Below are 25306 nucleotides of genomic sequence, written 5' to 3' on the forward strand. Positions count from 1 at the left end.
ACAGCATAAAATTCTTAAATTTTTATTTTTTATGCAATTTTCTTAAAAGAAATCAATATGCTTTCATTTGTTATTTCTTTTTTTTAAAGATTCAGATTTCCTTCCCGCTGCCGCTTTATTTGCTTATTTTAATATCATAAAATATATAAATGTCATTATTTTTTAAATAACAAATCGCGGTTTGATCAGAAAAATGTAACGTTTCCATTCATCATAATCAAGGGGTTATGCCGGCTGGGGTTTTGTGCCGGAATCTACCAAACAGGTGAAGAAAAGAGGAACTATCATGAGCTGGATGATTGATCGTGGAGAATATCTCACCACGAAACTGCAATATAGCAATACCCATAGTGCCCAATGGTTTATCGAAGGCAATCTTTTAAACAATACGGTGTTATCCGACCCCGCCGAAAGTGTGCGGATTATTTCTTATTCCGTTAACGGCTATGTACCGGGCAATTATTCTTTTTTAAACTACCCCGCTCGGGGCGTCGATGTAGTGGTTAGAGAAGACGGCAGTTTTTGGGCCAGAACAGGAAACGACTGGACCGCCCCTTTGGTTATCGATTATGTGATACAGCAAGGCAGCAGCACTTTGGCCTCCCAAGCCGTAATTACCAGCGGGAAGTTAGCGCAAACGCCCGGCGTATTAGCACCGGTACAATTTGTCGGCAACAACGAAAAAGGTATTTCCGGCCGCGCTTGGGAAGATATGCAAGCCGATAAAACACTGCTTGCCTTCTCGGTTAAAACAGCCGACGGCGAAACCTTCGGCCATGAAGCCGGCAGCACCGTCGAACTGGCCGACGGTATTGGCACGCTCGCAATGAATAGCGACGGTTCTTTCGTCTTTACGCCAAAAAACGGCTTTACCGGCAAGGTACCCGTTATCACCACCACCGCTCAGGACAACGCCACCGGTGAAATATTTACCGGCACAATCAATCTGACACAGCAATCGGCCCTGCCCAACGACGGTGAGCGCTCGGTGCTCACGGCCGAACCGCAAGACGGTGTGGGCGCTTTTTATACCGAAAGCATATTCATGGAAACCGGCAATGTGTTGGCCGAAGCCAAGAGTACGCTTGACGGTAATCCGTTCGGCAAACTGGAAGTTACCGAATTCACCTTCAAAGGCAAAACCTATCAGGTAGGGGAAACTGCCAGCGACAACTCCGATTTGGTAGAAGACTTCACCATCCTGCGCGACGGCACCTATATTTATTACACCACCGGCCACGGTGTCGGCACCCATTTTGTCGACTTCACCTTCAACAACGGCAGAAAAACCGGAGTATCCACGCTGGATATCGGTATATTCGAACAGCGCGACGACCGCAGGGTCGCCCCGGACTATGTGGAACCGTCTTGGGACGATTCGATTTACCCCACCTTCCCGGATGCCGATGAAAGCTTCGAGGTCACCAGCAGTTATACCTATGGCATGTTGTTGGAGAAACCCTATGGCTTAGTTTTGGACAGACAATCCAAACTAACCGATTTCTCTATCAACGGCATAAAATATAAATTCGATGAAGAGGCAGCCATCTACGGCCTCGGTACCTTCACGGTAAACCGCAACGGTTATTTCCGTTTGAATCTGGAAGGCCAGCAGATAGCCGGCACCAAAATGCCGGATGTGCATTACACCGTTGAAATTAATTCGGAAACCGGCATCAAAACCGATACCTCGGTGGCACGCTTCAATCTGGCCGAGGGCTTAAAGGCGACGCCTTATGCCGAAGCCAACAGCAAAGCCAATGCCCAGGCCAAACTTACCCGCACCCATGCACTGGAACACCAGCTGGAAAAAGGTAATCTGCTTGATCAATACGATGCGGCCGATAAGCCTTATATCGCCGGTTTCCGCATAGGCAAAACCTATTATGCAAGCAACCAAACCGTTGAGATCGATAATGTTGGCCTGTTTACCTTAAACCGCGACGGCAGTTATTACATTAATGCACGCGAATTGCCCAACTTTAAGCGCGGCTGGTCGATTCCGGAAATATCGTTTACCGTATCCAACGGTTATAAAGCATCTTCTTCTTCGCTGTTTTTACAGGCCGGTAACAAACTGAAAGCCGCCGAGCTGGTACCTTACGATGATAGCGATACGCTGACCTACTACGGCAATTACGCGCAAACCTATCTCTTTGACGACAAATCGTTCAAGGTTACCTCGTTTACCCTCAACGGCAAAACCTACCACGCCGGCCAAACCGTTCAAACCGATATCGGCAGCTTCGTTATCCACAGCGACGGCCTGCTGAAAGTCAACGGCGCGGCCGCAGCCGAAGAAGCTTACCGCTATCAGGCCAGCTACACGCTCAGCCGCGGCGGCAAAACCGGCACTTCCATCCTCGATTTCACACTGGATAACAGTCAGAACGATACCGTACGCGATAATCCTGCCAAGCTCGCCACCTTCAGCGACGGCGACGAAACCTGGCAGGCAGTCAACAACGGTTTAGGCTCGGTATTCACCAATACCGAAAACACGCTCAACGGCAAAGCACTTGCCGGCGATTTGTCGGTAACCGGCTTCGTGGTTGACGGCGTGCATTACGCCCCCGATTCAGTGGTTACGCTCAATACCGGCACATTCGAGCTGAAGTCCACCGGCCAGTTCAGCTTTGTCAGCAACCACACCAACCAATATTATCAGGGCGACATCACTTATACCGTAAGCAACGGCGAACAAACCGATACTTCGGTGCTGAAGTTAACCTACGACGGCTTTGAATATTCTTACGGCAGCCTGCAAGCGGAAAACAGCGCCACCCTGCGCGGCAACGATAACACCGCCGTAATGATAGGCGATGTTAACCAAGACCGCTCCGGCGACAGCGTCTTATCCGCCGAAACCTTGGGCGTTAATATCGGCAAAGTCGTGTTGATCGGCGACCATTTATATGTGGATGACTTATGGGGCAGCGATAGCAACAGAATCCCCTTCGACGGCGAACAATACATCAACAGCCTCGAAGCTGTACGCGACAGCTTGCGTTATGGAGGTAAAAGCTATACCGATGCCGATATGGCTGCCTTTATCCAAAACTATAGCTCTTGGGATCTGGCAAAAACCGCTCCGCAAGGCGGTAACGACACCTTAACCGGTGCCGGCGGCAACGATATCCTGATCGGCGGCAGCGGCAACGACATCCTCACCGGCAAAGGCGGCCAAGATACCTTTATTTTCGGCAACAACAGCGGCCATGATGTCATCACCGACTTCACCAAAGGAGAAGACACCATCACGCTGAACAACCTGCTGGATAACGCCCCGATCGAATGGGATGCCGCTAGCGGCGTACTGACTTTCACCACTTCCGTGAATCAAACGAATGGTTACACCCCTACCTATAAAAACAGCGTTACCATCCAAAATGCCTCACCGGATTTAACATTGGATGATTTGTTAAACGGCGTACCTTCGGTTTAAACGCTACATAGGCAAATGCCTGTCTGAAAGATTTCAGACAGGCATTTGAGCGTATTAAGCATTGCATTAAATCGCAAAATCGATCAACTCGCTCTGGCCGAATACATAAACCTGTTTCGGGCTCAGCAACAATTCGCCACCGACTTTCAACCCCAACTTGGAAGCTTCGCTGGTGGCGAAGCTGACACGGATAGGTTCGCCTTTTGGCAGTGGCTGCACGACAAGATGGGTGAGTGCACCGGAAATCTGGATATCGCTAATGCTGGTCTCCAGCATCGGTTTGTCACTGTTACCGCTCAAGCGCCATTCGTGCGGGCGCACATAACCGACGGCGGCCTGTTCCTGCCAGCGTCCCTGCTGATCAAGCGGCCAGGTGAAATCCTGATAATGCCAAGCACCTTTTTCGATGCGGCCTTCGAAGGCATTGGTTTCGCCGAGGAATTCCGCCACAAAAGCGTTTTTCGGCCGGCGGTAAAGCACGTCGGCATCACCGGTCTGCTCGATTTTGCCGTGGTTCATCACCACGATTTCATCGGAAACTTCCAGCGCCTCTTCCTGATCGTGGGTCACCAGAATACTGGTTACGCCCAATTCATGATGGATTTCGCGCAGCCAAGTACGCAACTCTTTACGCACCTTGGCATCCAATGCGCCGAAAGGCTCGTCCAACAACAGCAGTTTGGGATTGACCGCCAGCGCGCGCGCCAGCGCAATCCGTTGGCGCTGGCCGCCGGAGAGCTGGTGCGGATAGGATTTGGCCAGATGTTCCAGCTGCACCAGTTTCAACAGATTCATCACTTTTTCGGTGATTTCCCCCTTGCCCGGCCGCTCGCCGCGCGGCAGCACGGTAAGGCCGAAGGCCACGTTGTCGAACACGTTCATGTGGCGGAACAGGGCGTAGTGCTGGAACACGAAACCGACTTTGCGGTCGCGCACATGCTCGCGGGTAACGTCGCGGCCGTCGAACAGAATGCGGCCGTTATCGGCGTTTTCCAGCCCGGCGATGATGCGCAGCAGAGTGGTTTTGCCGCAGCCGGAAGGCCCCAACAGCGAAGTGAGCTTGCCGGTGGGCACGTTGAGGTTGATATTGTTCAAAGCCTGAAAACTGCCGAAATGCTTGTTCAGGTTTTCAATGGTGATGCTCATGCGTCTTTCCTTTCGGCAGCGGCCAGTTTGCGCGCCTGGATGCGGGTTACGATGTCTTGCAGTACCAGCGTGGCAATCGCCAGCAACGCCAGAATACTGGAGAGGGCGAACGCGCCGACAAATTGATATTCGTTATACAAAATTTCCACCAATAGCGGGATGGTATTGGTTTCGCCTCTGATGTGGCCGGAAACCACGCTCACCGCACCGAATTCGCCCATCGCGCGGGCATTGGTGAGGATGATGCCGTAAATCAGCGCCCATTTGATGTTGGGCAGCGTCACCCGCCAAAACATCTGCCAGCCCGAAGCGCCCAAAATCAGCGCCGCCTGCTCTTCGCTGTCGCCTTGCGACTGCATCAGCGGAATCAGCTCGCGTGCCACAAACGGGAAGGTAACGAACAGCGTCGCCAGAATAATGCCGGGCACCGCGAAAATAATCTGAATGCCCTGGCTTTCCAGCCAGCCGCCCAAAGCGGTGTGCGCACCGAACAGCAGCACAAACATCAAACCGGCCACCACCGGCGACACCGAAAACGGCAAATCGAGCAAAGTGGTAAGCATTTGTTTGCCACGGAAATCGAAGCGGGTCAGCAGCCAGGCCATTGCGATGCCGAGAACGGCATTAACCGGCACCACAATCGCAGCGGTAATCAGGGTCAGGCGGATGGCCGACTGCGCTTCGGCATCGACCAAAGAGGCGACGTACAATTCCCAGCCGCCTTTGAGCGCCTCGAAAAACACCGCCGCCAAAGGAATCACCAGCATCACCAGCAGAAACAGCAAGGCCACACCGATCAGCAGCCATTGCAGCGAACGCGGTTCGGTAATATTCGGATTGGTTTTCATGCTCATGCTTTCGCCCCCGCACGCTTGCTCAGCGCCCATTGGCTGACATTGAGCACAAACAGAATCACAAAGGAAATCATCAGCATAAACAAGGCAACCGCCGATGCGCCCTGCACGTCATACTGCTCCAACTTGCCAGTGATAATCAGCGGCAAAATTTCCGAAACCATCGGAATATTGCCCGCAATAAAAATCACCGAACCGAATTCGCCGGTAGCGCGGGCAAACATCATACCGGCGCCGGTTAACAGCGCCGGCAAAATTTCCGGCAGCAAAACGCGGCGGAACGTGGTCAAGCGGTTTGCCCCCAAAGTGGCCGCCGCCTCTTCGTATTCGCCCGATAACTCCTCCAACACCGGCTGCACCGCCCGCACGATAAACGGCAGGCTCACAAACACCAGCGCAATCCAGATGCCGATCGGCGTAAACGCGATTTTGAAAGGAGCGAACCATTGGCCCAGCCAGCCGTTGGGCGCATACAGCGTCGCCAAGGCAATACCGGTAACCGCCGTGGGCAATGCAAAGGGCAGGTCTACCAGCGCGTTTACCAGGTTTTTAAACGGAAACTGATAGCGTACCAATACCCAGGCCACCAGCGTGCCGAAGAAAATATTGGTGAGCATGGCAAAAAACGACATCCGCAGGCTCAGCCACACCGCCGCCAACACACGCGGCTCGGTAATGGTTTGCCAAAACGCCGAGAGTCCCATCTGCGCGGCGCTGACTGCCATCATGGCAAACGGCAACACCACCAGAAGCGACAGGCAAAGCACGGTAATGCCCAGGCTCAGTCCGAAGCCGGGCAACACGCTGGGAGTTTTTAACAGACGCATGGAGAAAATTCAGAGGGATTTTTGATGGCGCTACTTTAAAATGCCTGTCTGAAAAAGGGAAAGAATGGTTGGTTGTTTGTTAAGACAGTTTGGTTATATATCGTTGATGGAATGAGGGTTGGATGTTTTCAGACAGGCATTATTTAAACCAAGGGTATGGTATATGAGTCCTCGGCACGCACACGTTGTTTGAACCTCAACCAAGCGCGTGCGTGCGTACCACACATACCTTAGGTTTGCTTATTGTCATTTCTTTTTATTGACAATGCAACAGAGCCCAATACTATCGTCATATAGTAAAATAAAACTATATAGATAAAAAAATTAATATATGCCGACCTCTTATATTCCATTAAAAACCGTGTGGAATCTGAAGAATTTATATTCATGGATACGCAATATATAAAAAATATTAAGTAGAATATAAATTTAATGTAGGCGGGATTCCCATTAAACTTAAAAACATTATTTATCTTCTCAAAAGTAGTACCTGCAGCTTTTTTGAAAAAGATGGATATATGTAAGTTTATAAAAAGTAATATTGAAGAAATGTAGATTATGTCAAATAGCCATTTATTTCTATAGCTTGATTCCATTGTTTTTGAACTTTTAGTTAATCCCATAAAGCTTTCAGGGACAAAAAATAAACTAATGAATATTAAAACGGGAATACCGATAACCATAATTTTCGGAAAATACATGGCATTTGCTAAACCTGCCCATAATTTAGATAAAGAAGAATTTGATGTTTTTATCATATCTCAAATCCTTTACTGAGATATATTATAGAGTTTGATGCTATTTGGGCTTTTTATGCTAAAAAGCCAGCGTAACCTGACCGTAGGGTGTATGCCCCGGCTCGATGCTCCGGCTCGCACGCGTTGTTTAAACCTCAACCAACCCCGCACACATCCACCCCTCAAGCCAGCGCCACATATTTGCCGTAAAACTCAGCCGTCAGCACCTCGCCGTACCACAACTCACTCACCAATTCGATTTTGCCCTTGCCGTGGCGGCGCAGCATCTCGCAGCACTTGTCCCAAGCCGCTTCCTCGGGCGCGCGGCTGACCACCCGCAAATCGCCCGTACCGGGTTTCAGATAACGCATCCGGCTCTCTTGAATCACAATATTGCCCGCTGCTTCAGGACAGCGCACATGCACCATCGCCCAGCCGCACAAAGTCGCCGCCAGTGCCATACTGCCGCCGAAAGTGGTGTTTTTATGATTGTGGTTTTGCGCAAACGGCATCAGCATTTCCACCGCCTGCGGGCTGCAAGCCGTTACCTCGATACGCAAAGCCGCACTGGCGGCAATGCCCTGATGCAGAAACGCTTGAAGTTGTTCCGCGTTCATGGTGATGTCTCTCAAAAAAGCAAAGTACCCGGATTATAACGCAGAGTAAGCCTATCCTCGGAATGCCTGTCTGAAAACGAGCGCAGCGAGTTTCTGCGGAGCTAAAACGAGCGTAGCGGGTTTCTGCGAAGTTCGCGGTTGCGCCATACTCGGGTTTGACCCGAGTATCTTTGTCTTTTAAAGAAAACCGGCCGGAAATATTGTGAAGATTTTGAACGCGCGCCAAGCTTCCCGCCAATATTTCAGACAGGCCTATCCACCATCCCGCCGCCCGCCGTTTCGCGCTATACTCTGCCGCAAACACTCAACCCGAAAAGGATACCGCCATGGCTGCTCCCTGGTTATACTGGGCACTCGCTTCCGCCTTTTTCGCCGCCTTAACCGCGATTTTCGCCAAAGCCGGCTTGCAGGGCATAGATTCTGATTTTGCTACGTTCATCCGTACGCTGGTGATCATCGCCGCGCTGGCACTGTTTCTCAGCTACACCGGAAAATGGCAGGGCATCGGCAGTTTCACCGCCAGAAACTGGCTGTTCCTGATCCTCTCCGGCCTCGCCACCGGTGCTTCCTGGCTGGCTTATTTCAAAGCATTGCAATTGGGCGAAGCCTATCAAGTGGCGCCGGTCGACAAACTCAGCTTGGTACTGGTCGCCTTACTGGCGGTGGTGTTCCTCGGCGAACGGCCGAATCTGCGCGAGTGGCTGGGTTTGGCCATGATCAGCGGCGGCGTTCTGGTGCTGGCGATTAAACGTTAAATATATAATTAAGGGGAAAAAATGAACGTCAACAAAGTTTGGTTTTATATCGCGCTGTTAAGCGTTATCGTTGCCGGTGTATGGATATCGGTACCCGATGAAAAAGCGCAACAACAAATGAAAGAAGCGGCGGCGCGTAAAAAAGCGGCGCAGTTGCAGAAACAACAGGAAGCAGGCAAAACCCGGGCGGCTTCGGGTGTACCGCAATAAATAGCCGAAAGCCTGAGACCTTTGTAATAAAGCCGTTATTCCTAAATTGATTAATTTTTCGTCATACTCGGGCTTGACCCGAGTATCTGTTATTTCTTCTTAAACGACCAGATGCTCGGATCAAGCCCGAGCATGACGCACGTGTTTGAACGTATCAAAAAGAATTTTGCAAAGGCCTCAGCCTGTCTGAAAAAGCTTCAGACAGGCATTTTAATCCATTATTGCCGCACGCCCGTTCAAGAATAATGGAACACAAATTCCTGCACCAAATCTTTGCCCAAACTTTGTGCAACCGGGCAGGCGCGGGCGGTGGCTTCCAACAATTGGCGCAACGCTTCGTCTGCCGGCACGCTGAGATAGAAATCAACTTTCACCTTGGCCACCCGGCGCGGATTGGCCGCCATTTCCTTACTTACCTCGGCGCGCGCACCGGTAAGCGCTATGCCCATGCCGTCGGCTTTCATTGCCATAATGGTCAGTGCGCAGGCGGCGAGGGAAGTCGCCAACAGATCGGTAGGCGAAAAAGCTTCTCCCTTGCCGTTGTTATCGATCGGCGCATCGGTCGCAATCCGGCTGCCGCTTTGCAGGTGGGTTAATTCGCAATGCAGATCGCCTGTATACTGAACGATTGAAGTTGTCATAAGTAAAGCCCTCCTTGATCGTTAAAAAGATTATATATAGCCAATCAAGCGAATAAAAAGTGCGTACGTCATACTCACGCTTCATTCGGCTATCCGTTTTTTCCTTCTAAACCAAAAGATGTCTGTGCCTGTCTGAAAAGTTTTCAGACAGGCATTTTTTCATTAAACCTTATCTTGCACGAAATATTATTTTTACCATCAGGCAGCAAACCCGAACCGGAATTAATTTAAGTTAATTCACCGTATTTGCATACAAGCGCAAAACAAAATGCCTGTCTGAAAAAGTTTTCAGACAGGCATTTTCCATTAAGCAATCAGACGTTTATTTGCTGATCAGTTGGCCGAAGTAGTGCAGGGTGCGTACCAACTGGCAGGTGTAAGACATTTCGTTGTCGTACCAAGCCACGGTTTTCACCAGCTGTTTGTCGCCAACCGTCATCACGCGGGTTTGGGTGGCATCGAAGAGCGAACCAAATTCCATGCCGATGATGTCGGAAGAAACCAAAGGCTCTTCGGTATAGCCGTAAGACTGATTGGTCGCGGCTTTCATCGCTGCGTTTACTTCTTCTTTGCTCACCACTTTTTCCAACACGGTAACCAATTCGGTCAGCGAACCGGTGGCAACCGGTACGCGCTGGGCAGAGCCGTCCAATTTGCCATTCAGTTCCGGAATCACCAAGCCGATGGCTTTGGCAGCGCCGGTGCTGTTGGGCACAATATTTTGCGCGGCGGCGCGGGCACGGCGGAAATCGCCTTTGCGGTGCGGCGCATCCAAGGTGTTTTGGTCGCCGGTGTAGGCATGGATGGTGGTCATCAGGCCTTCGACTACACCGAATTCTTTTTGCAATACGGCAGCCATCGGCGCCAAGCAGTTGGTGGTGCAGGAAGCGCCGGAAATCACGGTTTCACTGCCGTCCAGAATATCTTGGTTCACGCCGAATACCACGGTTTTCACATCACCGTCGGCAGGGGCGGAAATCACCACTTTCTTAGCGCCGGCTTTAATGTGCAATTCGGCTTTGTCTTTCTTGGTAAAAAAGCCGGTACACTCCAATACCACGTCGATGCCCAATTCGCCCCACGGCAATTCTTCCGGATTGGCGTTGGCAAACATTTTGACGGCTTTTCCGTTTACCACCATACCGTCATCCTTCAGCTCTACCTCGCCTTGGAAACGGCCTTGAGTGGTGTCGTATTTAAACAGATGCACCAACATATCGGGCGGGGTCAAATCGTTTACCGCTACTACTTCGATGCCGTCGGTTTTCAAAATTTGGCGCAAAGCCAAGCGGCCGATGCGGCCGAAACCGTTAATCGCTACTTTAATACTCATGGTGTATCTCCTATTAACAATAAAGGAATTGTTTGTTTAAGGCATTAATCTGTATGCGCTATTTTTACCATATTTTCGAAAAACTACCTAAAGCTACAATAGTTTGATTGGGTAAATCTTTGCGCTTCCATGAAAAAAACATACTTTTATATAATTAAAAAAAAGATAATGATAAAAGAAGATGAATACTTTTTTATCTGTGGATAACCCAAAATTATATAGGATAATCAGTAATTAGTCCTGTCTGAAACCCTCCGGATAAGCATAGGCGAAAGCTGTTGGAAAGCGTATTTTGCGGCAGGGGATAATTGGGGATAAAAAAAGAAATCTTTTTTCTTTATGTGGAAAAAACTAGTTTATCCATAGTCAAATACTATATAGCCCCCGGCGGTTTTGCCGTATGATGAAAACGGTTTTGAGAAGGATAACATCATGTTTCAACGTACTTTAGCCCGATCCATTCACGTAACCGGCGTCGGCCTGCATTCGGGCGAGCGGGTGGCGCTGACCTTGCATCCGGCCGCGGAAAACAGCGGTATTTCGTTCCGCCGTACCGATTTGCCCGGCAAACAGGGCGAGCCGATTGCGCTTTCTCCTTATTTGATTAACGATACGCGCCTCTCTTCCACCATCGTTACCGAAGAAGGCGTACGGGTCGGCACCATCGAGCACATTATGTCGGCCTTGTCGGCTTACGGCGTCGACAACGCTCTTATCGAACTGAACGCCCCTGAAATTCCGATTATGGACGGCTCGAGCCTGCCGTTTATTTATCTGTTGCAAGATGCCGGCATCGTCGATCAAAAGGCACAGAAACGCTTTTTGCGGATATTGAAAGAAGTAAAAGTAGAAGAACCCACAAAATGGGTGAAATTTACACCTTATGAAGGCTTTAAAGTAACGCTGACCATCGAATTCGACCATCCGGTATTCAACCGCAGCAACCCCACTTTCGAAATCGATTTCGCCGGCAAAAATTATGTAGACGAAATCGCCCGCGCCCGCACTTTCGGCTTTATGCAGGAAGTGGAAATGATGCGCGCGCACAATCTGGGCTTGGGCGGCAATCTTTCCAACGCCATCGTCATCGACGACACCGACGTGCTCAATCCCGAAGGCCTGCGTTATCCCGATGAATTCGTGCGCCATAAAATCCTTGATGCCATCGGCGATCTTTATATCCTCGGCCATCCGATTATCGGCGCTTTCGAAGGTTATAAATCCGGTCATGCGATTAACAATGCCTTATTACGCGCAGTGTTGGCCGATCCTGAAGCGTATGAGTGGGTGGAATTTAAAAACGAAGGCGAACAGCCGCCGGCTTTCCACCATTTGCCGGATAATGCGGCTTGAAACGCTAAACGATGCCTGTCTGAAAAAAGAAAAACCGGCGAAAACATGTGGGCAAGCTCTCTTTTATCCACAAAACAGCAGCAGCATAAAGAAATATCCACAATTGTCCACTGTAGCAAACCCGAGTTACCCATCCGTTTTCAGACAGGCTATCTTTTTCATTTAAAAATAAAAAGATAAATTATCCACAAAAAACCATCCCTTCTTCTTTATCATCTTTTTTATAAATAATAAAAAGATAAACTGTTTTAAAAAACCGGCTTTTCACGCAATAAGAGATTCAAATGGAGTAAAAAAGAAAGTTTTATGGCGGAAATGTTGTCGGGCTTAAACATGATAAGGTAAAGTAACGACTTTTCCGAAATTCTTCATTATTTCTATCAAATACCGTTTCCGAAAGAAAAGAAACGGATTCACGATCACAAGCAAGAACTTTCAATAGATTAAGGACAGCAAATGAAAGGTGACATCGGCGTAATCGGTTTGGCCGTAATGGGCCAGAACCTGATTCTCAACATGAACGATAAAGGCTTCAAAGTAGTGGCCTACAACCGTACCGTTTCCAAAGTAGACGATTTTCTGGCGGGCCCTGCCAAAGATACTCAAATCATGGGCGCGCACAGCCTGGAAGAGTTGGTCGGTAAGCTGGAAAGCCCGCGTATCGTGATGCTGATGGTGCGTGCCGGCAGCGTAGTAGACGATTTCATCGATCAATTGGTACCGCTTTTGGATAAAGGCGACATCATTATCGACGGCGGCAATGCCAATTTCCCCGATTCCACCCGCCGTACCCAAGCTTTAGCCGAAAAAGGCATTTTGTTTGTCGGTTCCGGCGTATCCGGCGGCGAAGAAGGCGCCCGTCACGGTCCTTCGATTATGCCCGGCGGTAACGAAGCCGCTTGGCCACGCGTGAAACCGATTTTGCAAGCGATTGCCGCCAAAACCAAAGAAGGCGAACCTTGCTGCGATTGGGTCGGCCGTGACGGTGCCGGCCATTTTGTGAAAATGGTGCACAACGGCATCGAGTACGGCGATATGCAGTTGATCTGCGAAGCCTATCAGTTTATGAAAGACGGCTTGGGCATGAACGACGAAGAAATGCACCAAACCTTCTCTGCTTGGAACCAAACCGAGTTAAACAGCTATCTGATTGAAATTACTGCCGATATCATGGGCTTTAAAGATGAAAACGGCGAGCCGTTGGTTGAAAAAATCCTCGATACCGCCGGCCAGAAAGGTACCGGCAAATGGACCGGCATTAATGCGCTTGATTTAGGCATCCCGCTTACCCTGATCAGCGAAGCGGTATTCGCCCGCTGCGTTTCTTCGTTTAAAGAACAGCGTGTAGCCGCCAGCAAACTGTTCGGCCACAGCGTTAGCCAAATCGAGGGCGACCGCGCAGAATGGCTGGAAGCCTTGCGGCTGGCCTTGTTGGCTTCCAAAATCATTTCTTATGCCCAAGGCTTTATGCTGATTCGCGAAGCCAGCGAAACCCACAACTGGCAACTGAATTACGGCCAAACCGCTTTATTGTGGCGCGAAGGCTGCATTATCCGCAGCGCCTTCCTCGGCAATATCCGCGATGCTTATGAGAAAAATCCCGATTTGGTGTTCTTAGGCAGCGACGACTATTTCCGCAACATTTTGCAAAACGCCTTACCCTCTTGGCGCAAGGTAGTAGCAAAGTCCGTGGAAGCAGGTCTTCCCATGCCGTGCATGGCTTCGGCCCTTACCTTCCTCGACGGCTACACCACCGAACGCTTGCCTGCCAATCTCTTGCAGGCGCAACGCGACTACTTCGGTGCGCACACTTACGAACGTATCGACCAACCGCGCGGCCAGTTCTTCCACACCAATTGGACCGGCACCGGCGGCAACACCGCATCGACTACCTACGATGTTTAACAACCGTATCGTAATGTTTTGATAAAAATGCCTGTCTGAAAACTTTTTCAGACAGGCATTTTATTATAATGAATCAATTGAACAGAAGTACGAATGTCATACCCGGTATTGAACCGGGTATCTTGAATTCAGCCCACAAAAAGGAAATTGCTTATCATGCCCCATTATGCCTTATTGCTGCACGGCGTACATATGCATGCCTGGAGCATGTTGCCGCTGGCACGGCTCTTGAAAGCAAACGGAATCGAAGCCTCGGTATTCGGTTATTACAGTGTTACCCGCAGCATAGATACCCATTGCCGGGCGTTGGCTGCGAAGGTTGAAGCACATTACCGACGGCATAACGAGCCGCTGCATTTGGTCGGCCACAGTTTGGGCGGGCTGGTGTTGCGCCACTTCGCCGAGCGTTATCCCGAGCTGGTACGCGGGCGGGTGGTAACATTGGGTACGCCGCACCAAGGCAGTTGCATTGCCCACCGTTTGCACAAATTCGCGCCGTTTGCATTGGGTAAATCCTATCCCGAAGCGCTCAACGGCTCCGCCCCGCCGATTGCTCCGTCCACATCGTGGGGCAGCTTGGCCGGCTGCCGGCCGCTGGGCTTGGGCAGGGTATTTCCTTTGAACGGGGATAACGACGGCACCGTATTACTGGCGGAAACCTATACCGAAAACCTGGCCGACCACATTATTTTACCGGTATCGCATACCGGCATGATAATGGATAAGGCCGTGGCCGCGCAGGTGGCTTATTTTCTGCAAAACGGCTGTTTTAAACACCAATAAGTCATATAAATAATAAATGCCTGTCTGAAAACGATTTTCAGACAGGCATTGGTTTTAATAAAGAAATTAACGGTCGTCAATCAGGGCATCGACAAAAGCGCGCGCATTGAACGGGCGCAAATCGTCTATGCTCTCGCCCACGCCGATATAACGCACCGGAATCGGCCGGTTGGAGGCCAAAGCCGCCAGTACGCCGCCTTTGGCAGTACCGTCGAGCTTGGTAACGATCAGGCCGGTAACGCCCAGCGCATCGTCAAACGCAATCACTTGGTTTACTGCGTTTTGGCCGATGTTGGCGTCCAGCACCACAATCACTTCATGCGGCGCATCGGGCATGGCTTTGCTCAATACCCGTTTCACTTTTTTGATTTCTTCCATCAGATGCAATTGGGTAGGCAGACGGCCGGCGGTATCGGCCAGCACGATATCGATGTTTTTCGCTTTGGCTGAGGAAACGGCATCAAAACAGACCGCGGCGGAATCGCCGGTACTTTGCGAAATCACCGTTACCCCGTTGCGGGCACCCCATTCTTGCAACTGTTCGCGGGCGGCGGCGCGGAAGGTATCACCGGCCGCCAGAATCACCGACTTGCCCTGCGATTGGAAATATTTCGCCAATTTGCCGATGGAAGTGGTTTTACCGGCACCGTTGATGCCCGCCATCATGATTACGAAAGGTTGGCCGTTATCCGGAATTTCCAAAGGTTGCTCTAAAGGCTTGAGCAAATCGTAAATCGCATCTTTCAAGGCTTGGCGTAGTTCCGAGCCGTCTTTCAAACCTTTGAGCGACACGCGTTTGCGTACATCGTTCATCAGGAATTCGGTGGCTTCGATGCCCATATCGCTGGTTAGCAAAACGGTTTCCAGCTCTTCATACAAATCTTCGTCAATCTGGCCGCCGCCGAATACCCCGGCTAAAGACTTGGCCATCTGGTTGCGTGATTTGGCCAAACCCATTTTTAGGCGTGCCGCCCAGCCGGTTTTTTCTTCTGCAACTTCTTCCTGCACAGCCGGCGCTTTTAACGGATGTTGCTGCGGTTTTTCTTCGATAGGCTCAAGAAGCGTTTCTGCTGCGGTTTCGGGCAAAGCGGTTTCTTGCAAAGCGTTTTCGGGAGGCGCATCAATATGAGTCTCGCTAAGTGGCTTGGCTACGGGTTCTGCATTTTCGGCGGCAACAGTTTCGGAAACAGCCGTTTCAGACGCATCGGTATTTGCATCATGGCTAAGCGTTTGTTCGACAGGGGGCTGTTTCGGTTCGGGTTGTTCGGCTGCAGGCTCAGGCTCCGGGTCGCCGGTTGTAGCTGGCAGGTTGGTTTCTTCAGCGGTTTCGACCACCGCCGGTTCTTCAGGCTTTTTCTTGCGCTTGAAAAAATTGAACATGGCTCTCTCTTTGGCTCGTTCGGTGTGGGAATAATGATTCATGCAGAGGGCATGAAAAGGAAAAAGGCTGCTGTTTAATTACAAAAAAAATTTAAAATACAGTTAGATGTATAGCGGATTTAATTAACTTTCGCTACCAGGCAGCAAGCCGTAGACAGTACACACGTACGGAACCGACTCTATTGCTTCAGCGGCTGACAAAATCGTTCTCTTTGAGCTTTGGCGCAGCAGAGCCTTCGCGAAAGTTAAGTTAATCCGCTATGTTTTTCAGCGGGTAACCGCAAGTAAAGGCAGCGCTTGGCTTATTGTAGCCTAAGTAAACTGAGCCTGACACCATTCTGTAAAAATTATATTTTGATACGGATTTTTCGGAAGGAAATAAAAATACCGGCAAAACAAGTTTTCCGGTGTGATTAATGAGAACAAATGAATATAGTGACTTAAATTCAGAATGGGACAAGGCGCCGAGCCGAAGACAGTGCAGATATAGCGGATTAACTTAACTTTCGCGTTGGTGAGACAACGCTGTTATTCTGAATTTAAGCCACTATAAGCTTAGGTGAGCGTAGTCAGAAGGATTGTGAAGCGGATTTTAACCAAAAATACCGCCGTAATGCTTTCTGACTAAACGCTTTAATACCGCAATCGAATGAATCGGATTGCGGAAAAATCGAAGAGCCGGGAATCAGATTTCGATGGAGCGCATTTGTGCTGCGGTCATCGGTTTGGCATCAAAGCGTACCGATTGACGCAAATCGCTGTCGTCAAAATCTAAGTCGAAATTATTCGTTTTGGTATAAACCGGTTTGGATTCAATGCTTTGTTTAGCAATTTGAGCTTGTTGCTCAGCAGCTTTGCGCTTGCTGAAGAATTTGAAGAACATGTTGATTATCCCTATAAGTGCCATCTGCTTAAAGCAAATGTTTTTTATTTGACCGAATATCTGTTTCGATAAACCGTCTATTTTTTAATATTGACATACTGGATTAAAGTATGTCTAAAAGATTAGAGCGGATTCTAACCGACTTTATTTCTTTTGTAGACGGTTGGTAATGTAAACAAAAGAAAAAATTTTGCAATGCATAATGAATGAATTGAGCATTTCAAATGCCTGTCTGAACACCATAATGTTTCAGACAGGCATTTTATATATAGCAGATTTAATTACTTCGATACAAGGCAGAGCAAGCCGCAGACAGTACAAGTAGTACGGCAAGGCGCAGCAACGCCGTAGCGAAAGTTAAGTTAATCTGCTATAGCGGTTTAACTTATTCCTGCCAGCGTTTAAATACCAGAGAAGTGTTTACGCCGCCGAAGGCGAAGTTGTTGTTGACCACATAATCGGTATGAATTTCGCGCCCTTCGCCGCGGATGTAATCCAAATCCCCGCACAAGGGGTCGATATTATCGAGGTTAAGGGTGGGCGCAAACCAGCCGCTGTTCATCATTTCGATGGAAAACCATGATTCGAGCGCGCCGCAGGCGCCGAGGGTGTGGCCGAAGTAGCTTTTCTGCGAGCTCATGGGTACGCGGCCGAACAAGGCGGCGGTGGCTTGGGTTTCGGCGATGTCGCCTTTTTCGGTGGCGGTGCCGTGGCCGTTAACGTAGCCGACTTGGTCGGGCGTGATGTTTGCGTCTTTGAGCGCCATTTCCATACAGCGCTGCATGGTGGCTTGTTGCGGTTGGGTGATGTGGGCACCGTCGCTGTTGGCACCGTAGCCGACGATTTCGGCGTAGATTTTGGCGCCGCGCGCAAGGGCGTGTTGCAGCTCTTCCAACACCAGTATGCCTGCGCCTTCGCCGATCACCAGCCCGTCGCGGGCGGTGTCATAGGGGCGCGGTGTCAGGCCGGGTTCGTGATTGCGGCGGCTGGCGGCGTAGAGTGAGTCGAACACATAAACTTCCGAGGGGCAGAATTCTTCGCTGCCGCCGGCGAGCATCATGTCGATCAGGCCGTATTTGATGGCTTCGTAGGCGTAGCCTATGCCTTGGCTGCCGGAGGAGCAGGCGCTGGAGGTGGGGATGATGCGGCCGGTGAGGCCGAAAAAGATGCCGATGTTGGCAGCGATGGTGTGCGGCATCATGCGTACATAAGTATTGGCGTTGAACTGGCGCGAATTGCCGTGCAACACCAAGTCGCCCATCACGCCGACATCGGCGGTGCTGCCCACTGAGGATCCTGCGGCCACGCCCATGCGGCCGTCGCGGATTTTTTCGTTGCCAAGCAAGCCGGCATCGGCCAGCGCCTGTTCGGCGGCATCGACGGCCATTTGCGAACCGCGCCCCATGCTGCGCAGTTGTTTGCGCGTCCAGTGTTCGGGCGGGCGGTAACCGGCAACCGGTGCGCCCAAGCAGGCTTCCAGCTCGGGAAAACGCTCTTGCCAATCCATTTTCACGACGGCGTTTTTGCCTTGCCGAAAGCCTGTCTGAACCGCTTTCCAGTCTCGGCCGAAGGCGGTAATGGCACCTATGCCGGTGATGACGACTCTTCTCAACACAAACCTCCGTTTACTGCAATCACCTGCCGCGTGATGTAGGCGGCTTTTTCGTCCATCAGAAAGCGTACCGCATGCGCCACTTCTTCGGGCGTGCCCATGCGTGCGGCGGGGATGGCTTTTAAGATCTCTTCCACCGGCACGTTGTCATCCACAATCTCGGTATCGATCAGGCCGGGCGCCACGCAGTTGACGGTGATTTTGCGTTTGGCAAGCTCCACAGCCAGCGCTTTGGCCGCGCCGATAACGCCGGCTTTCGAGGCACTGTAGTTCACTTGGCCGCGGTTGCCGTTGAGGCCGGAAACGGAGGCCATGCACACGATGCGGCCGGCCTTGCGGCGGCGTATCATCGGCATCACCAACGGGTGCAGCACGTTGTAGAAGCCGTCGAGATTGGTGCGCAGCACGGTGTCCCAATCGTCGTCTTCAAAGGCGGGAAAGGCGTTGTCGCGGGTGAGGCCGGCGTTGAGCACCACGCCGTAATAGGCGCCGTGTTGTTCTATATCGGCAATCAGCGCTTCGCGGCAGGCGGCGCGGTCGGCAATATCGAACTGCAAGACGCGCGCTTGGCGGCCCTGCGCGCGGACGGCTTCGGCCACGGCTTCGGCTTCGCTGCGGCGGCTGCGGCAGTGCACCACGATGTCGTAGCCGTCGGCCGCCAGCGCCAGCGCGACGGCTTTGCCGATGCCGCGGTTGGAGCCGGTAATTAAGATGGTTTCGTTCATGGCGGTTCCTGAAAATGCGTGATTTCACTATGCCTGTCTGAAAACCTTTTTCAGACAGGCTTTGGGGTTTCGTTCTGCGGGCTGTAAACGTTTAAGGCCGCTTGTATCAGCAGGCCGTTGGCGGGCAATAGGTGGCGTTGGTTGTCGGGGGCGTCGGTCCAATGTAAGGAGCAGTCGAACACGCCGAAGCCGGTGTTGTCCATCATCGATTCCTGTACCCGTACCGACAAACGGGTGTGCAAAGGTATCGAGTCGGCAAACAGGTTGAGCTTGCGGGTGCCGAGTAGAAAACCGAGGCGGATGGGGCGGCCGGCGTTAATCGAATGGCAGCCGGTAAGCGCGGCGATGCCTTGCGCCATGATTTCCATGCCGAGCATGCAGGGCAGGCGGCCGTTTTGCAGCAGGATGTGGTTTTCGCCTACGCTTGCGGTGGCGGTGAGGTGGTGCTCGCCGTAATCGGTAATGCTGTCGAGCAGTACCATGCGGCCGCTGTGGGGTAACAGTGGGGCGATATCGGTAATCGGGCAGGTGAGCGGCGTATTCATTTTAATGGTTTTGACAAAAGGTTATTCGCCGATAATCAGTACCGCATTGCTGCCGCCGAAGGCGAAAGACGAGCTGGCACCGATGCGGCGCGGATGCGGCCAGCGGCTGCCGGCTTGGGTGAGTTGGATCGGCGGCAGGCCGGTGTCGCGCTTGCCGTCCCAAACTTGCGGCGGCAGACGGCCTTCCGGGTTGCAGCGGCGGCTGACCATGCCCCATAACAGCGCGGCTTCCAGCGCACCGGCGGCACCCAGCGTGTGGCCGGTGAGCGGTTTGGTCGAAGTTGAGGGCGTTTCGTTACCGAACACGGCGGCTACTGCGGCACTTTCCATGCTGTCGTTGAGAAGCGTGCCGGTGCCGTGCAGGTTGATCCAGCCGATATCGCCCGCCGTCAGGCCGGCGTGTTGCAAAGCGGCTTCAAAGGCGGCGGCTGCGCCCAAACCGTCTGGCCGCGGGGATGACATATGATAAGCATCGCTGCTGGCGCCATAGCCCAAAAGAGGCAGGGTTTCGCCGAAATCCGCTTCGCGGGTGAGCAGGAAAGCCGCCGTCGCCTCGCCGATGTTGATGCCGTTTCGGTTGGCGGAAAACGGATTGGCAATGCCGTCGGACAATACTTCCAGCGCAGCAAAACCGTTAATGGTTAAAGGCGAGAGCGTATCCACGCCGCCACATATCACGGCGTCGCACAAACCGGCGCGCAGCAGGCGGGCGGCGCTCATCAGTGCGCGTGCGCCTGAAGTGCAGGCGGTAGAGATGCCGTAACAAAGGCCGTGCAAACCATAAACTTCGGCGACAAAATCGGCAGGCGCGCTCATCAGTTGCTGCGCTTGTTTGAGCGGTATCCCCGCCCAACTGCCTTGCCCGGCCACCCAGCGGAACAACGCCATATTTTCGTCGGCACCACTGGTGGAAGTGCCCATCACCACCGCAATGCGTTCGGCGCCGAAACGCCGTTTCGCTTGGGCGATATCGTCTTCTATCTGCGCCAAAGCATGCCACAGCAATTGGTTGTTGCGGCTGCGGAGAGATTCAGACAGGCCTTCCGGAAACCGGCGCAAGGGCTGGTTTACTGCGCCGAAAACCAAGCTTTTTCCGGCAACCCATTGGTCGGAAACACTCAGCGGCGTTTCAGCCGGGGGATTGAGCAGGCGCTCGATGTGGGCGGGCAAGCCTTCTCCCAGAGCGCTGATAACAGCTGGGCGGGTGAGGTGGAAAGAAGTGTTCATAGCAGGTTCCGGATACGGCGGCAGGGTAGGGATGGCAAATTATATAGCGAAACGCAAGCCCGATACGTTTTCAGACAGGCCTGTCTGAATTATTCGATTTCCTTCACCAACCAGCGGCTGCCGTCGGGAAAATAAATCAGATAACGTTCTTCTGATTGCTGCACCCGCCACATTTCACGCCCCTGCCAAGAAAATACCGTGGCATGGCCGGCGGATTGGGATTGCTTGAAATCGGGGTAAATCTGCGCCGTTTTATCGGTGGCCATAATCGGCAGCAGCGCGGCAAACAGGCGGCGCGATTCGGCGTTAGGCGCGATAAAGCCGTCGTTCGCCCAACTTTTGGCACTCAACTGCTGGCGGGCAATCGGCGCCCCCAAAGCGTTGGTTTGCACAAAGCGCAGGCTCTCGGCACCGCTTTCCACCGCCAAGAGGCTGGCTTCGCCGCCCGCATTGCCCGTTTCCGGCAGTTTTTCCACCTGAAACCAGCGGGTGCTGCCGGCGGGTTGCACCACCGCCAAATCGGCCGGCTGCGGCCAGGAAGACAGGGAAGAACAAGCGGCCAGCAGCAATGCGGCGCAAACGGATAAGGTTTTTTTCATCGGCTCGCTCCTTTCAGATTTAAAGCCTGGCCGGGCCAACGGTATCCGCCAGCGCGTTTAAACGGCGTTCGGATTTTTCCACATAAGGGTTTTCGGTATCCCAAGCATAGCCCGCCAGAATCGACGACAGCATCCGGCTGATGTCGGCATTGCGGTTTTCGGCGTAAATCACATCTTGGAAGCGGCCGTCATACCAACCGGTAACATAAGTGCGGAACGTATCCACGCCCTGCATCAGCGGTTCGGCAAACTCGCGCTGCCAGTCGGCTTCGCCGCCTCTCAGCTGTTTGGCCAGCAGGTCGGCCGCCAGTTTGGCCGAGTGCATGGCGATGGTTACGCCCGACGAAAACACCGGATCGAGAAACTCGGAAGCATTGCCCAACAGCGCAAAACGCTTGCCGTATAAAGATTTCACGTTGGCCGAATAGCCTTGTATGCTGCGGAACGGGAATTCGTTTTCCCACACCGCGTTTTCCAGCACTTCGGCCAGCATCGGGCATTCGAGCGCAAATTTTTTCAGCACGGTTTCCGAATCGCCGGCCAGTTTGTCGGGCGTGCCGACCACGCCGATGGAGCAGCGGTTGTCGCCGAACGGAATCGTCCACAACCACACGTCGCGGTGCTGCGGGTGGGTGGTGATCAGGATCTTGTTGCGGTCGAATTTCGGATTGGTGATGTTGTCTTCGATGTGGGTGAAGTGGGCGATGCGCGGCGGCAGGTCTGAAGGGGTTTCCAAGTCCAACAAGCGCGGCAGCACGCGGCCGTAGCCGCTGGCATCGAGCACGAAACGGGTGCTCAGGCGATAGGTTTCGCCGCCGTCGGTTTCCACGCTCAACACCGCCTCTTCGCCGCTGTCGTCAAACGCGGTGACGCCGTGACCGAAACGCACTTCCACCCCCTGTTTGGCCGCTTCGTCGATCAGAATCTTGTCAAACAACGCGCGGCGTACTTGAAACGTGGTGCCCGGGCCGTCTGAAAACTTATCGGTGAAATCGAAATAAGTGTAGCGGCTGCCCCAAGTGAACGCCGCGCCGTTTTTAAACTGAAACGACGGCTCTGCTTGCACCGCTGCTAAAAAGCCCGCTTCTTCAAGCATTTCCATACAGTGCGGCAACAGGCTCTCGCCGATAACGAAGCGCGGAAAATGCTGCTTTTCCAGCACGCACACTTTGAAGCCTTTTTTGTTGAGCAAGGCCGCCGCCACCGAGCCGGAAGGGCCTGCGCCGATCACGGCGATATCGAATTGATGATTCATTTTGATTTCCGGTTAACAATACAATATTCTAATTTTTAATATGTTTTTCAGTTTGGTCTTCCAACAGCCAAGCCGCCAGCCACAGGTTCATCACCGTGCCCACCGCCACGGTGATGCCGAAGGCCGCCACGGCGGGCGTGCTGCTCATGCCCAGCAATACGAACGAAATGCCGGTAGTGAGCGCCGCCAGCAGCATACCGCCCAAGCGCGCGGGGGCGCTGTGTTTGGCGGCGACGGCATACACGGCGTAATCGACGCCGATGGCGGAAACCAGCAGCAGGCCGAACATGGCGAACAGGCTGACGGGAATGCCCGCCCAGCCCAATACCGCTACCGTGGCCACGGCGGCGGTCAGCGGCACCGCTAGTATTTGAACCCCGCGTTTCATACCGAATATGCCCCACAGCAGCAGCCCGGCCAAAAGATAAGAGGCCAGCTTCAGCCAAGCGGCCTGATTGCGGATATGGCGGAACAATTCGTTCAGATGGCTGCGTTTGTCCGCCCAGTGCACCCCCGCCAGATACTTAATGCCTGTCTGAACCGCCGCCGCATCTTGCAAACCGTTTAAACGGATAATCGAAGCATAACGCCCCGGCGCGACCTGCCCCAGATAGAGTGGCCGCCAAGCTTCGGCCAACATGGGCTTCAAGCCCTCCGACAGCGTGAGTACCCGCGTATCGGCGGCCAGGTTCAAGGCATTGCGTACCGTATTGCGCGGTACGCCGATTTGATTCATCGGCTGCCAAGTTTCTGGCAGCTTCGCCAATTCGCGCAGGCGGTTTTGTAGTTTCTGCTGCTCTGCCGCCGGCAGCAGCCATTGGTCGAGCGATTGAATGCCCGCCAGCTTTTGTCGGGCGATTAAGGGCTGCAAAGTGCGGTTGACTTCGGCGTTTTTCTGCAACAATTCATCTTCGCTGCCGGCTTCCACCACCAGATAACGGCTACTAAAATCGGTGCCGGAAAGCTCGCCGATTTTCTGCGCTTGTTCCAGCATCGCCGGCGGCATGTTCACCCATTGGCGGATATCGTCGTGCCAGTCGCTGCGCCACAGCCCCACCAGCAGGTAAATGCCGCCGATTACCCACCAGCCGCGCCGTTGCAGCCGCCGTTTAACGCGGCCGGAAAAATCAAACAAACGCTCTGTGCGCCCTGCAAACGGTACGTTTCGGGCTTGGTAACGGGCAAACAGCGCCGGCAGCCACAACAGCGTGGCGCCAAATGCGCCCAATAGTGCAAAACCGGAAAATACGGCGGTTTGGCGCAAAACCGGCAGCGGCGTAAACCATAAAAACGCATAGCCGCTTGCCGTAATCAACAGACTGATCAAAAAAGTAGGGCGTACTTGCCGCATTGCCGTTTCGGCCTGCCAAGAATGCCTGTCTGAAAACGCCGTATCGACGAGGGCTTGCGCCGGTAAAAATTTTTGCAACCAGCCTGCCGGTGCGGCAGTTTGGCTGCGCTTGGTTTGATGTTTGAACACCGAAGGCGCCAGCCAATGCAGCGGAAAATCCACCAACATCCCCACCAAACTGGTGCCGATTACGATGGTGAGGATATGTACTTCGCCGAATATTAATAAAGCCGCCGCCAGCCCGGCGAGCATACCCGCCGCCAGCGGCAGCGCCAGCCAAAACACGCGCACGCTGCGGAACACCCACCACAACAGCGCAAAGGTAAGCAGCAAACCGGCCGCACTCATCAACCGGCTTTCGCGCTCGGCGGCCGCTTTCGAGGCGGCGGCAAACACCGCCCCGCCCGCGCTTAACGTTTCCACACCGTTTTTCGCAGCCAGACCGCGGCTTTGCTGCAACAGCGGCAACAGGTTATCGCTGCCGTTGGCGAGATTGTTGGTTTCGGGCAGTTTGCCGCGCAGCCACACCCAGGTTTTGCCGCTATCGTCTTCGGTGAACAGCATGCTGTTGTCGGCGTTCCACTGCAAACGGCTTTGCGGTTGGGCGCGTTCGGTGACGAAACGGCCGAAACCCAGCCAATCCTGCTCCAGCGGCAAAGGCGAAGGGGCGGCAAACGGGTTGACCGCCGCTTCGGCGCGCTCCTGAAAGTAACGTTTCGGCTCTTCAAACAACAGCCGCCGCTGCTCGGGCGGCAGCACCGCCAGCCCCAAACGCCGCACGTCGGCGCGCACCGCTTCCAAATCGGGCGAAACGCTGCTGTCCACCGCGGCAAACACTTGGCTTTTGCGCCATAAAGCGGCGATTTCCGAGGCCGTCTGAAACGCTTTTTCCGCATCGGCGCTGCCCGCGAGCAACACCACCTGCGTATTCAACTGCGCCTCCACCGCCCTATCCGCCGCCTGCAACAACACATCCGGCCGCTCTTCCTGCGGCAGCAGGGCGGTGAGGTCGGTTTGCAGCCATTGCGTGGCGGCCACGCTGTAAACCGCAAAACCAAGCAGTAATACCATCAATGCGGTGTAAATACGGCGTATGGTAAGGTGCATGGGCTTCCTCCTGTTT

The 25306-nt window shown here is 52.8% G+C and carries 21 protein-coding genes; 6 read left to right on the forward strand and 15 right to left on the reverse strand.

The window, feature by feature from the left end:
• The first annotated feature begins 286 nt into the window (after nt 1-286).
• Nucleotides 287-3445, forward strand: coding sequence for a hypothetical protein (locus Q4C79_RS00165; protein ID WP_303089008.1), 3159 nt, complete (start codon nt 287-289; stop codon nt 3443-3445).
• Between the two features lie 66 nt (nt 3446-3511).
• Here the strand turns inward: Q4C79_RS00165 and Q4C79_RS00170 are convergent, their stop codons facing one another.
• The 4 genes from Q4C79_RS00170 to Q4C79_RS00185 all read right to left on the reverse strand — a co-directional run bounded on the left by Q4C79_RS00170 (nt 3512) and on the right by Q4C79_RS00185 (nt 7626).
• Nucleotides 3512-4591, reverse strand: coding sequence for a sulfate/molybdate ABC transporter ATP-binding protein (locus Q4C79_RS00170; RefSeq protein WP_303089009.1), 1080 nt, complete (start codon nt 4589-4591; stop codon nt 3512-3514).
• Nucleotides 4588-5439 (reverse strand): sulfate ABC transporter permease subunit CysW, encoded by an 852-nt coding sequence (gene cysW, locus Q4C79_RS00175; RefSeq protein WP_303089074.1) that lies wholly within the window; start codon nt 5437-5439, stop codon nt 4588-4590. Before cysW ends, Q4C79_RS00170 begins: the two co-directional genes overlap by 4 nt.
• Before the next feature lie 2 nt (nt 5440-5441).
• On the reverse strand, nt 5442-6272 hold the full coding sequence (gene cysT / locus Q4C79_RS00180; protein ID WP_303089010.1) for a sulfate ABC transporter permease subunit CysT: 831 nt from the start codon (nt 6270-6272) through the stop codon (nt 5442-5444).
• Between the two features lie 919 nt (nt 6273-7191).
• Complete coding sequence (locus Q4C79_RS00185; RefSeq protein WP_303089011.1) at nt 7192-7626, reverse strand: YiiD C-terminal domain-containing protein; 435 nt, start codon at nt 7624-7626, stop codon at nt 7192-7194.
• Between the two features lie 326 nt (nt 7627-7952).
• Between Q4C79_RS00185 and Q4C79_RS00190 the strand changes: the two genes are divergently transcribed.
• Entirely contained in the window at nt 7953-8381 is a 429-nt protein-coding gene (locus Q4C79_RS00190; RefSeq protein WP_303089012.1) for an EamA family transporter, read from the forward strand.
• A 21-nt stretch (nt 8382-8402) separates the two neighbouring features.
• On the forward strand, nt 8403-8591 hold the full coding sequence (locus tag Q4C79_RS00195; protein ID WP_303089013.1) for an MFS transporter: 189 nt from the start codon (nt 8403-8405) through the stop codon (nt 8589-8591).
• 236 nt (nt 8592-8827) lie between these two features.
• Here the strand turns inward: Q4C79_RS00195 and Q4C79_RS00200 are convergent, their stop codons facing one another.
• On the reverse strand, nt 8828-9232 hold the full coding sequence (locus Q4C79_RS00200; RefSeq protein ID WP_303089014.1) for an OsmC family protein: 405 nt from the start codon (nt 9230-9232) through the stop codon (nt 8828-8830).
• Between the two features lie 322 nt (nt 9233-9554).
• Nucleotides 9555-10565 (reverse strand): type I glyceraldehyde-3-phosphate dehydrogenase, encoded by a 1011-nt coding sequence (gene gap / locus Q4C79_RS00205; RefSeq protein WP_303089015.1) that lies wholly within the window; start codon nt 10563-10565, stop codon nt 9555-9557.
• 432 nt (nt 10566-10997) lie between these two features.
• On the opposite strand from gap, the gene lpxC reads away from it, so the two are divergent.
• From lpxC to Q4C79_RS00220, 3 genes are all read left to right on the forward strand, one after another.
• Nucleotides 10998-11918: a UDP-3-O-acyl-N-acetylglucosamine deacetylase gene (lpxC, locus tag Q4C79_RS00210; RefSeq protein WP_303089016.1), complete on the forward strand. Its 921-nt coding sequence runs from the start codon at nt 10998-11000 to the stop codon at nt 11916-11918.
• Nucleotides 11919-12374: 456 nt separating this feature from the next.
• Complete coding sequence (gene gnd / locus Q4C79_RS00215) at nt 12375-13823, forward strand: decarboxylating NADP(+)-dependent phosphogluconate dehydrogenase (RefSeq protein WP_303089017.1); 1449 nt, start codon at nt 12375-12377, stop codon at nt 13821-13823.
• Between the two features lie 156 nt (nt 13824-13979).
• Nucleotides 13980-14606 (forward strand): alpha/beta fold hydrolase, encoded by a 627-nt coding sequence (locus tag Q4C79_RS00220; protein ID WP_303089018.1) that lies wholly within the window; start codon nt 13980-13982, stop codon nt 14604-14606.
• A 66-nt stretch (nt 14607-14672) separates the two neighbouring features.
• Here the strand turns inward: Q4C79_RS00220 and ftsY are convergent, their stop codons facing one another.
• The 9 genes from ftsY to Q4C79_RS00265 form a co-directional block, all read right to left on the reverse strand.
• On the reverse strand, nt 14673-15986 hold the full coding sequence (ftsY, locus tag Q4C79_RS00225; RefSeq protein WP_303089019.1) for a signal recognition particle-docking protein FtsY: 1314 nt from the start codon (nt 15984-15986) through the stop codon (nt 14673-14675).
• A 685-nt stretch (nt 15987-16671) separates the two neighbouring features.
• On the reverse strand, nt 16672-16869 hold the full coding sequence (locus Q4C79_RS00230; RefSeq protein ID WP_303089020.1) for a hypothetical protein: 198 nt from the start codon (nt 16867-16869) through the stop codon (nt 16672-16674).
• 385 nt (nt 16870-17254) lie between these two features.
• The gene (locus Q4C79_RS00235) at nt 17255-18484 is read right to left on the reverse strand and encodes a beta-ketoacyl-ACP synthase (RefSeq protein WP_303089021.1); all 1230 of its coding nucleotides are present in this window, start codon (nt 18482-18484) and stop codon (nt 17255-17257) included.
• Nucleotides 18478-19206 carry a 3-oxoacyl-ACP reductase FabG gene (gene fabG, locus Q4C79_RS00240; RefSeq protein WP_303089022.1) on the reverse strand — a complete coding sequence of 243 codons (729 nt, stop codon included), beginning with the start codon at nt 19204-19206 and terminating at the stop codon, nt 18478-18480. Before fabG ends, Q4C79_RS00235 begins: the two co-directional genes overlap by 7 nt.
• Nucleotides 19207-19256: 50 nt before the next feature.
• On the reverse strand, nt 19257-19751 hold the full coding sequence (locus Q4C79_RS00245; RefSeq protein WP_303089023.1) for a thioester dehydrase: 495 nt from the start codon (nt 19749-19751) through the stop codon (nt 19257-19259).
• A gap of 21 nt (nt 19752-19772) precedes the next feature.
• Complete coding sequence (locus Q4C79_RS00250) at nt 19773-20978, reverse strand: beta-ketoacyl-ACP synthase (protein ID WP_303089024.1); 1206 nt, start codon at nt 20976-20978, stop codon at nt 19773-19775.
• Nucleotides 20979-21067: 89 nt separating this feature from the next.
• Complete coding sequence (locus Q4C79_RS00255) at nt 21068-21577, reverse strand: hypothetical protein (protein WP_303089025.1); 510 nt, start codon at nt 21575-21577, stop codon at nt 21068-21070.
• Between the two features lie 19 nt (nt 21578-21596).
• Nucleotides 21597-22832, reverse strand: a complete 1236-nt coding sequence (locus tag Q4C79_RS00260) for an NAD(P)/FAD-dependent oxidoreductase (RefSeq protein WP_303089026.1) — start codon at nt 22830-22832, stop codon at nt 21597-21599.
• Nucleotides 22833-22860: 28 nt separating this feature from the next.
• On the reverse strand, nt 22861-25290 hold the full coding sequence (locus Q4C79_RS00265; RefSeq protein WP_303089027.1) for an MMPL family transporter: 2430 nt from the start codon (nt 25288-25290) through the stop codon (nt 22861-22863).
• Between the last annotated feature and the right edge of the window lie 16 nt (nt 25291-25306).

Origin of the sequence: Neisseria sp. (assembly GCF_030523955.1) — a bacterium.
In the GTDB taxonomy this organism is placed as follows: Bacteria; Pseudomonadota; Gammaproteobacteria; order Burkholderiales; family Neisseriaceae; genus Neisseria.

What these genes read in the sequence shown, in the direction of transcription:
- Q4C79_RS00185 (WP_303089011.1), bottom strand. Translation starts at nt 7,626, where the DNA reads ATGAACGCGGAACAACTTCAAGCGTTTCTGCATCAGGGCATTGCCGCC.
- Q4C79_RS00200 (WP_303089014.1), bottom strand. Translation starts at nt 9,232, where the DNA reads ATGACAACTTCAATCGTTCAGTATACAGGCGATCTGCATTGCGAATTA.
- Q4C79_RS00220 (WP_303089018.1), top strand. Translation starts at nt 13,980, where the DNA reads ATGCCCCATTATGCCTTATTGCTGCACGGCGTACATATGCATGCCTGG.
- Q4C79_RS00245 (WP_303089023.1), bottom strand. Translation starts at nt 19,751, where the DNA reads ATGAATACGCCGCTCACCTGCCCGATTACCGATATCGCCCCACTGTTA.
- Q4C79_RS00195 (WP_303089013.1), top strand. Translation starts at nt 8,403, where the DNA reads ATGAACGTCAACAAAGTTTGGTTTTATATCGCGCTGTTAAGCGTTATC.
- lpxC (WP_303089016.1), top strand. Translation starts at nt 10,998, where the DNA reads ATGTTTCAACGTACTTTAGCCCGATCCATTCACGTAACCGGCGTCGGC.
- ftsY (WP_303089019.1), bottom strand. Translation starts at nt 15,986, where the DNA reads ATGTTCAATTTTTTCAAGCGCAAGAAAAAGCCTGAAGAACCGGCGGTG.
- cysW (WP_303089074.1), bottom strand. Translation starts at nt 5,439, where the DNA reads ATGAAAACCAATCCGAATATTACCGAACCGCGTTCGCTGCAATGGCTG.
- cysT (WP_303089010.1), bottom strand. Translation starts at nt 6,272, where the DNA reads ATGCGTCTGTTAAAAACTCCCAGCGTGTTGCCCGGCTTCGGACTGAGC.
- Q4C79_RS00190 (WP_303089012.1), top strand. Translation starts at nt 7,953, where the DNA reads ATGGCTGCTCCCTGGTTATACTGGGCACTCGCTTCCGCCTTTTTCGCC.
- Q4C79_RS00255 (WP_303089025.1), bottom strand. Translation starts at nt 21,577, where the DNA reads ATGAAAAAAACCTTATCCGTTTGCGCCGCATTGCTGCTGGCCGCTTGT.
- fabG (WP_303089022.1), bottom strand. Translation starts at nt 19,206, where the DNA reads ATGAACGAAACCATCTTAATTACCGGCTCCAACCGCGGCATCGGCAAA.
- gnd (WP_303089017.1), top strand. Translation starts at nt 12,375, where the DNA reads ATGAAAGGTGACATCGGCGTAATCGGTTTGGCCGTAATGGGCCAGAAC.
- Q4C79_RS00165 (WP_303089008.1), top strand. Translation starts at nt 287, where the DNA reads ATGAGCTGGATGATTGATCGTGGAGAATATCTCACCACGAAACTGCAA.
- gap (WP_303089015.1), bottom strand. Translation starts at nt 10,565, where the DNA reads ATGAGTATTAAAGTAGCGATTAACGGTTTCGGCCGCATCGGCCGCTTG.
- Q4C79_RS00250 (WP_303089024.1), bottom strand. Translation starts at nt 20,978, where the DNA reads ATGAACACTTCTTTCCACCTCACCCGCCCAGCTGTTATCAGCGCTCTG.
- Q4C79_RS00230 (WP_303089020.1), bottom strand. Translation starts at nt 16,869, where the DNA reads ATGTTCTTCAAATTCTTCAGCAAGCGCAAAGCTGCTGAGCAACAAGCT.
- Q4C79_RS00260 (WP_303089026.1), bottom strand. Translation starts at nt 22,832, where the DNA reads ATGAATCATCAATTCGATATCGCCGTGATCGGCGCAGGCCCTTCCGGC.
- Q4C79_RS00170 (WP_303089009.1), bottom strand. Translation starts at nt 4,591, where the DNA reads ATGAGCATCACCATTGAAAACCTGAACAAGCATTTCGGCAGTTTTCAG.
- Q4C79_RS00265 (WP_303089027.1), bottom strand. Translation starts at nt 25,290, where the DNA reads ATGCACCTTACCATACGCCGTATTTACACCGCATTGATGGTATTACTG.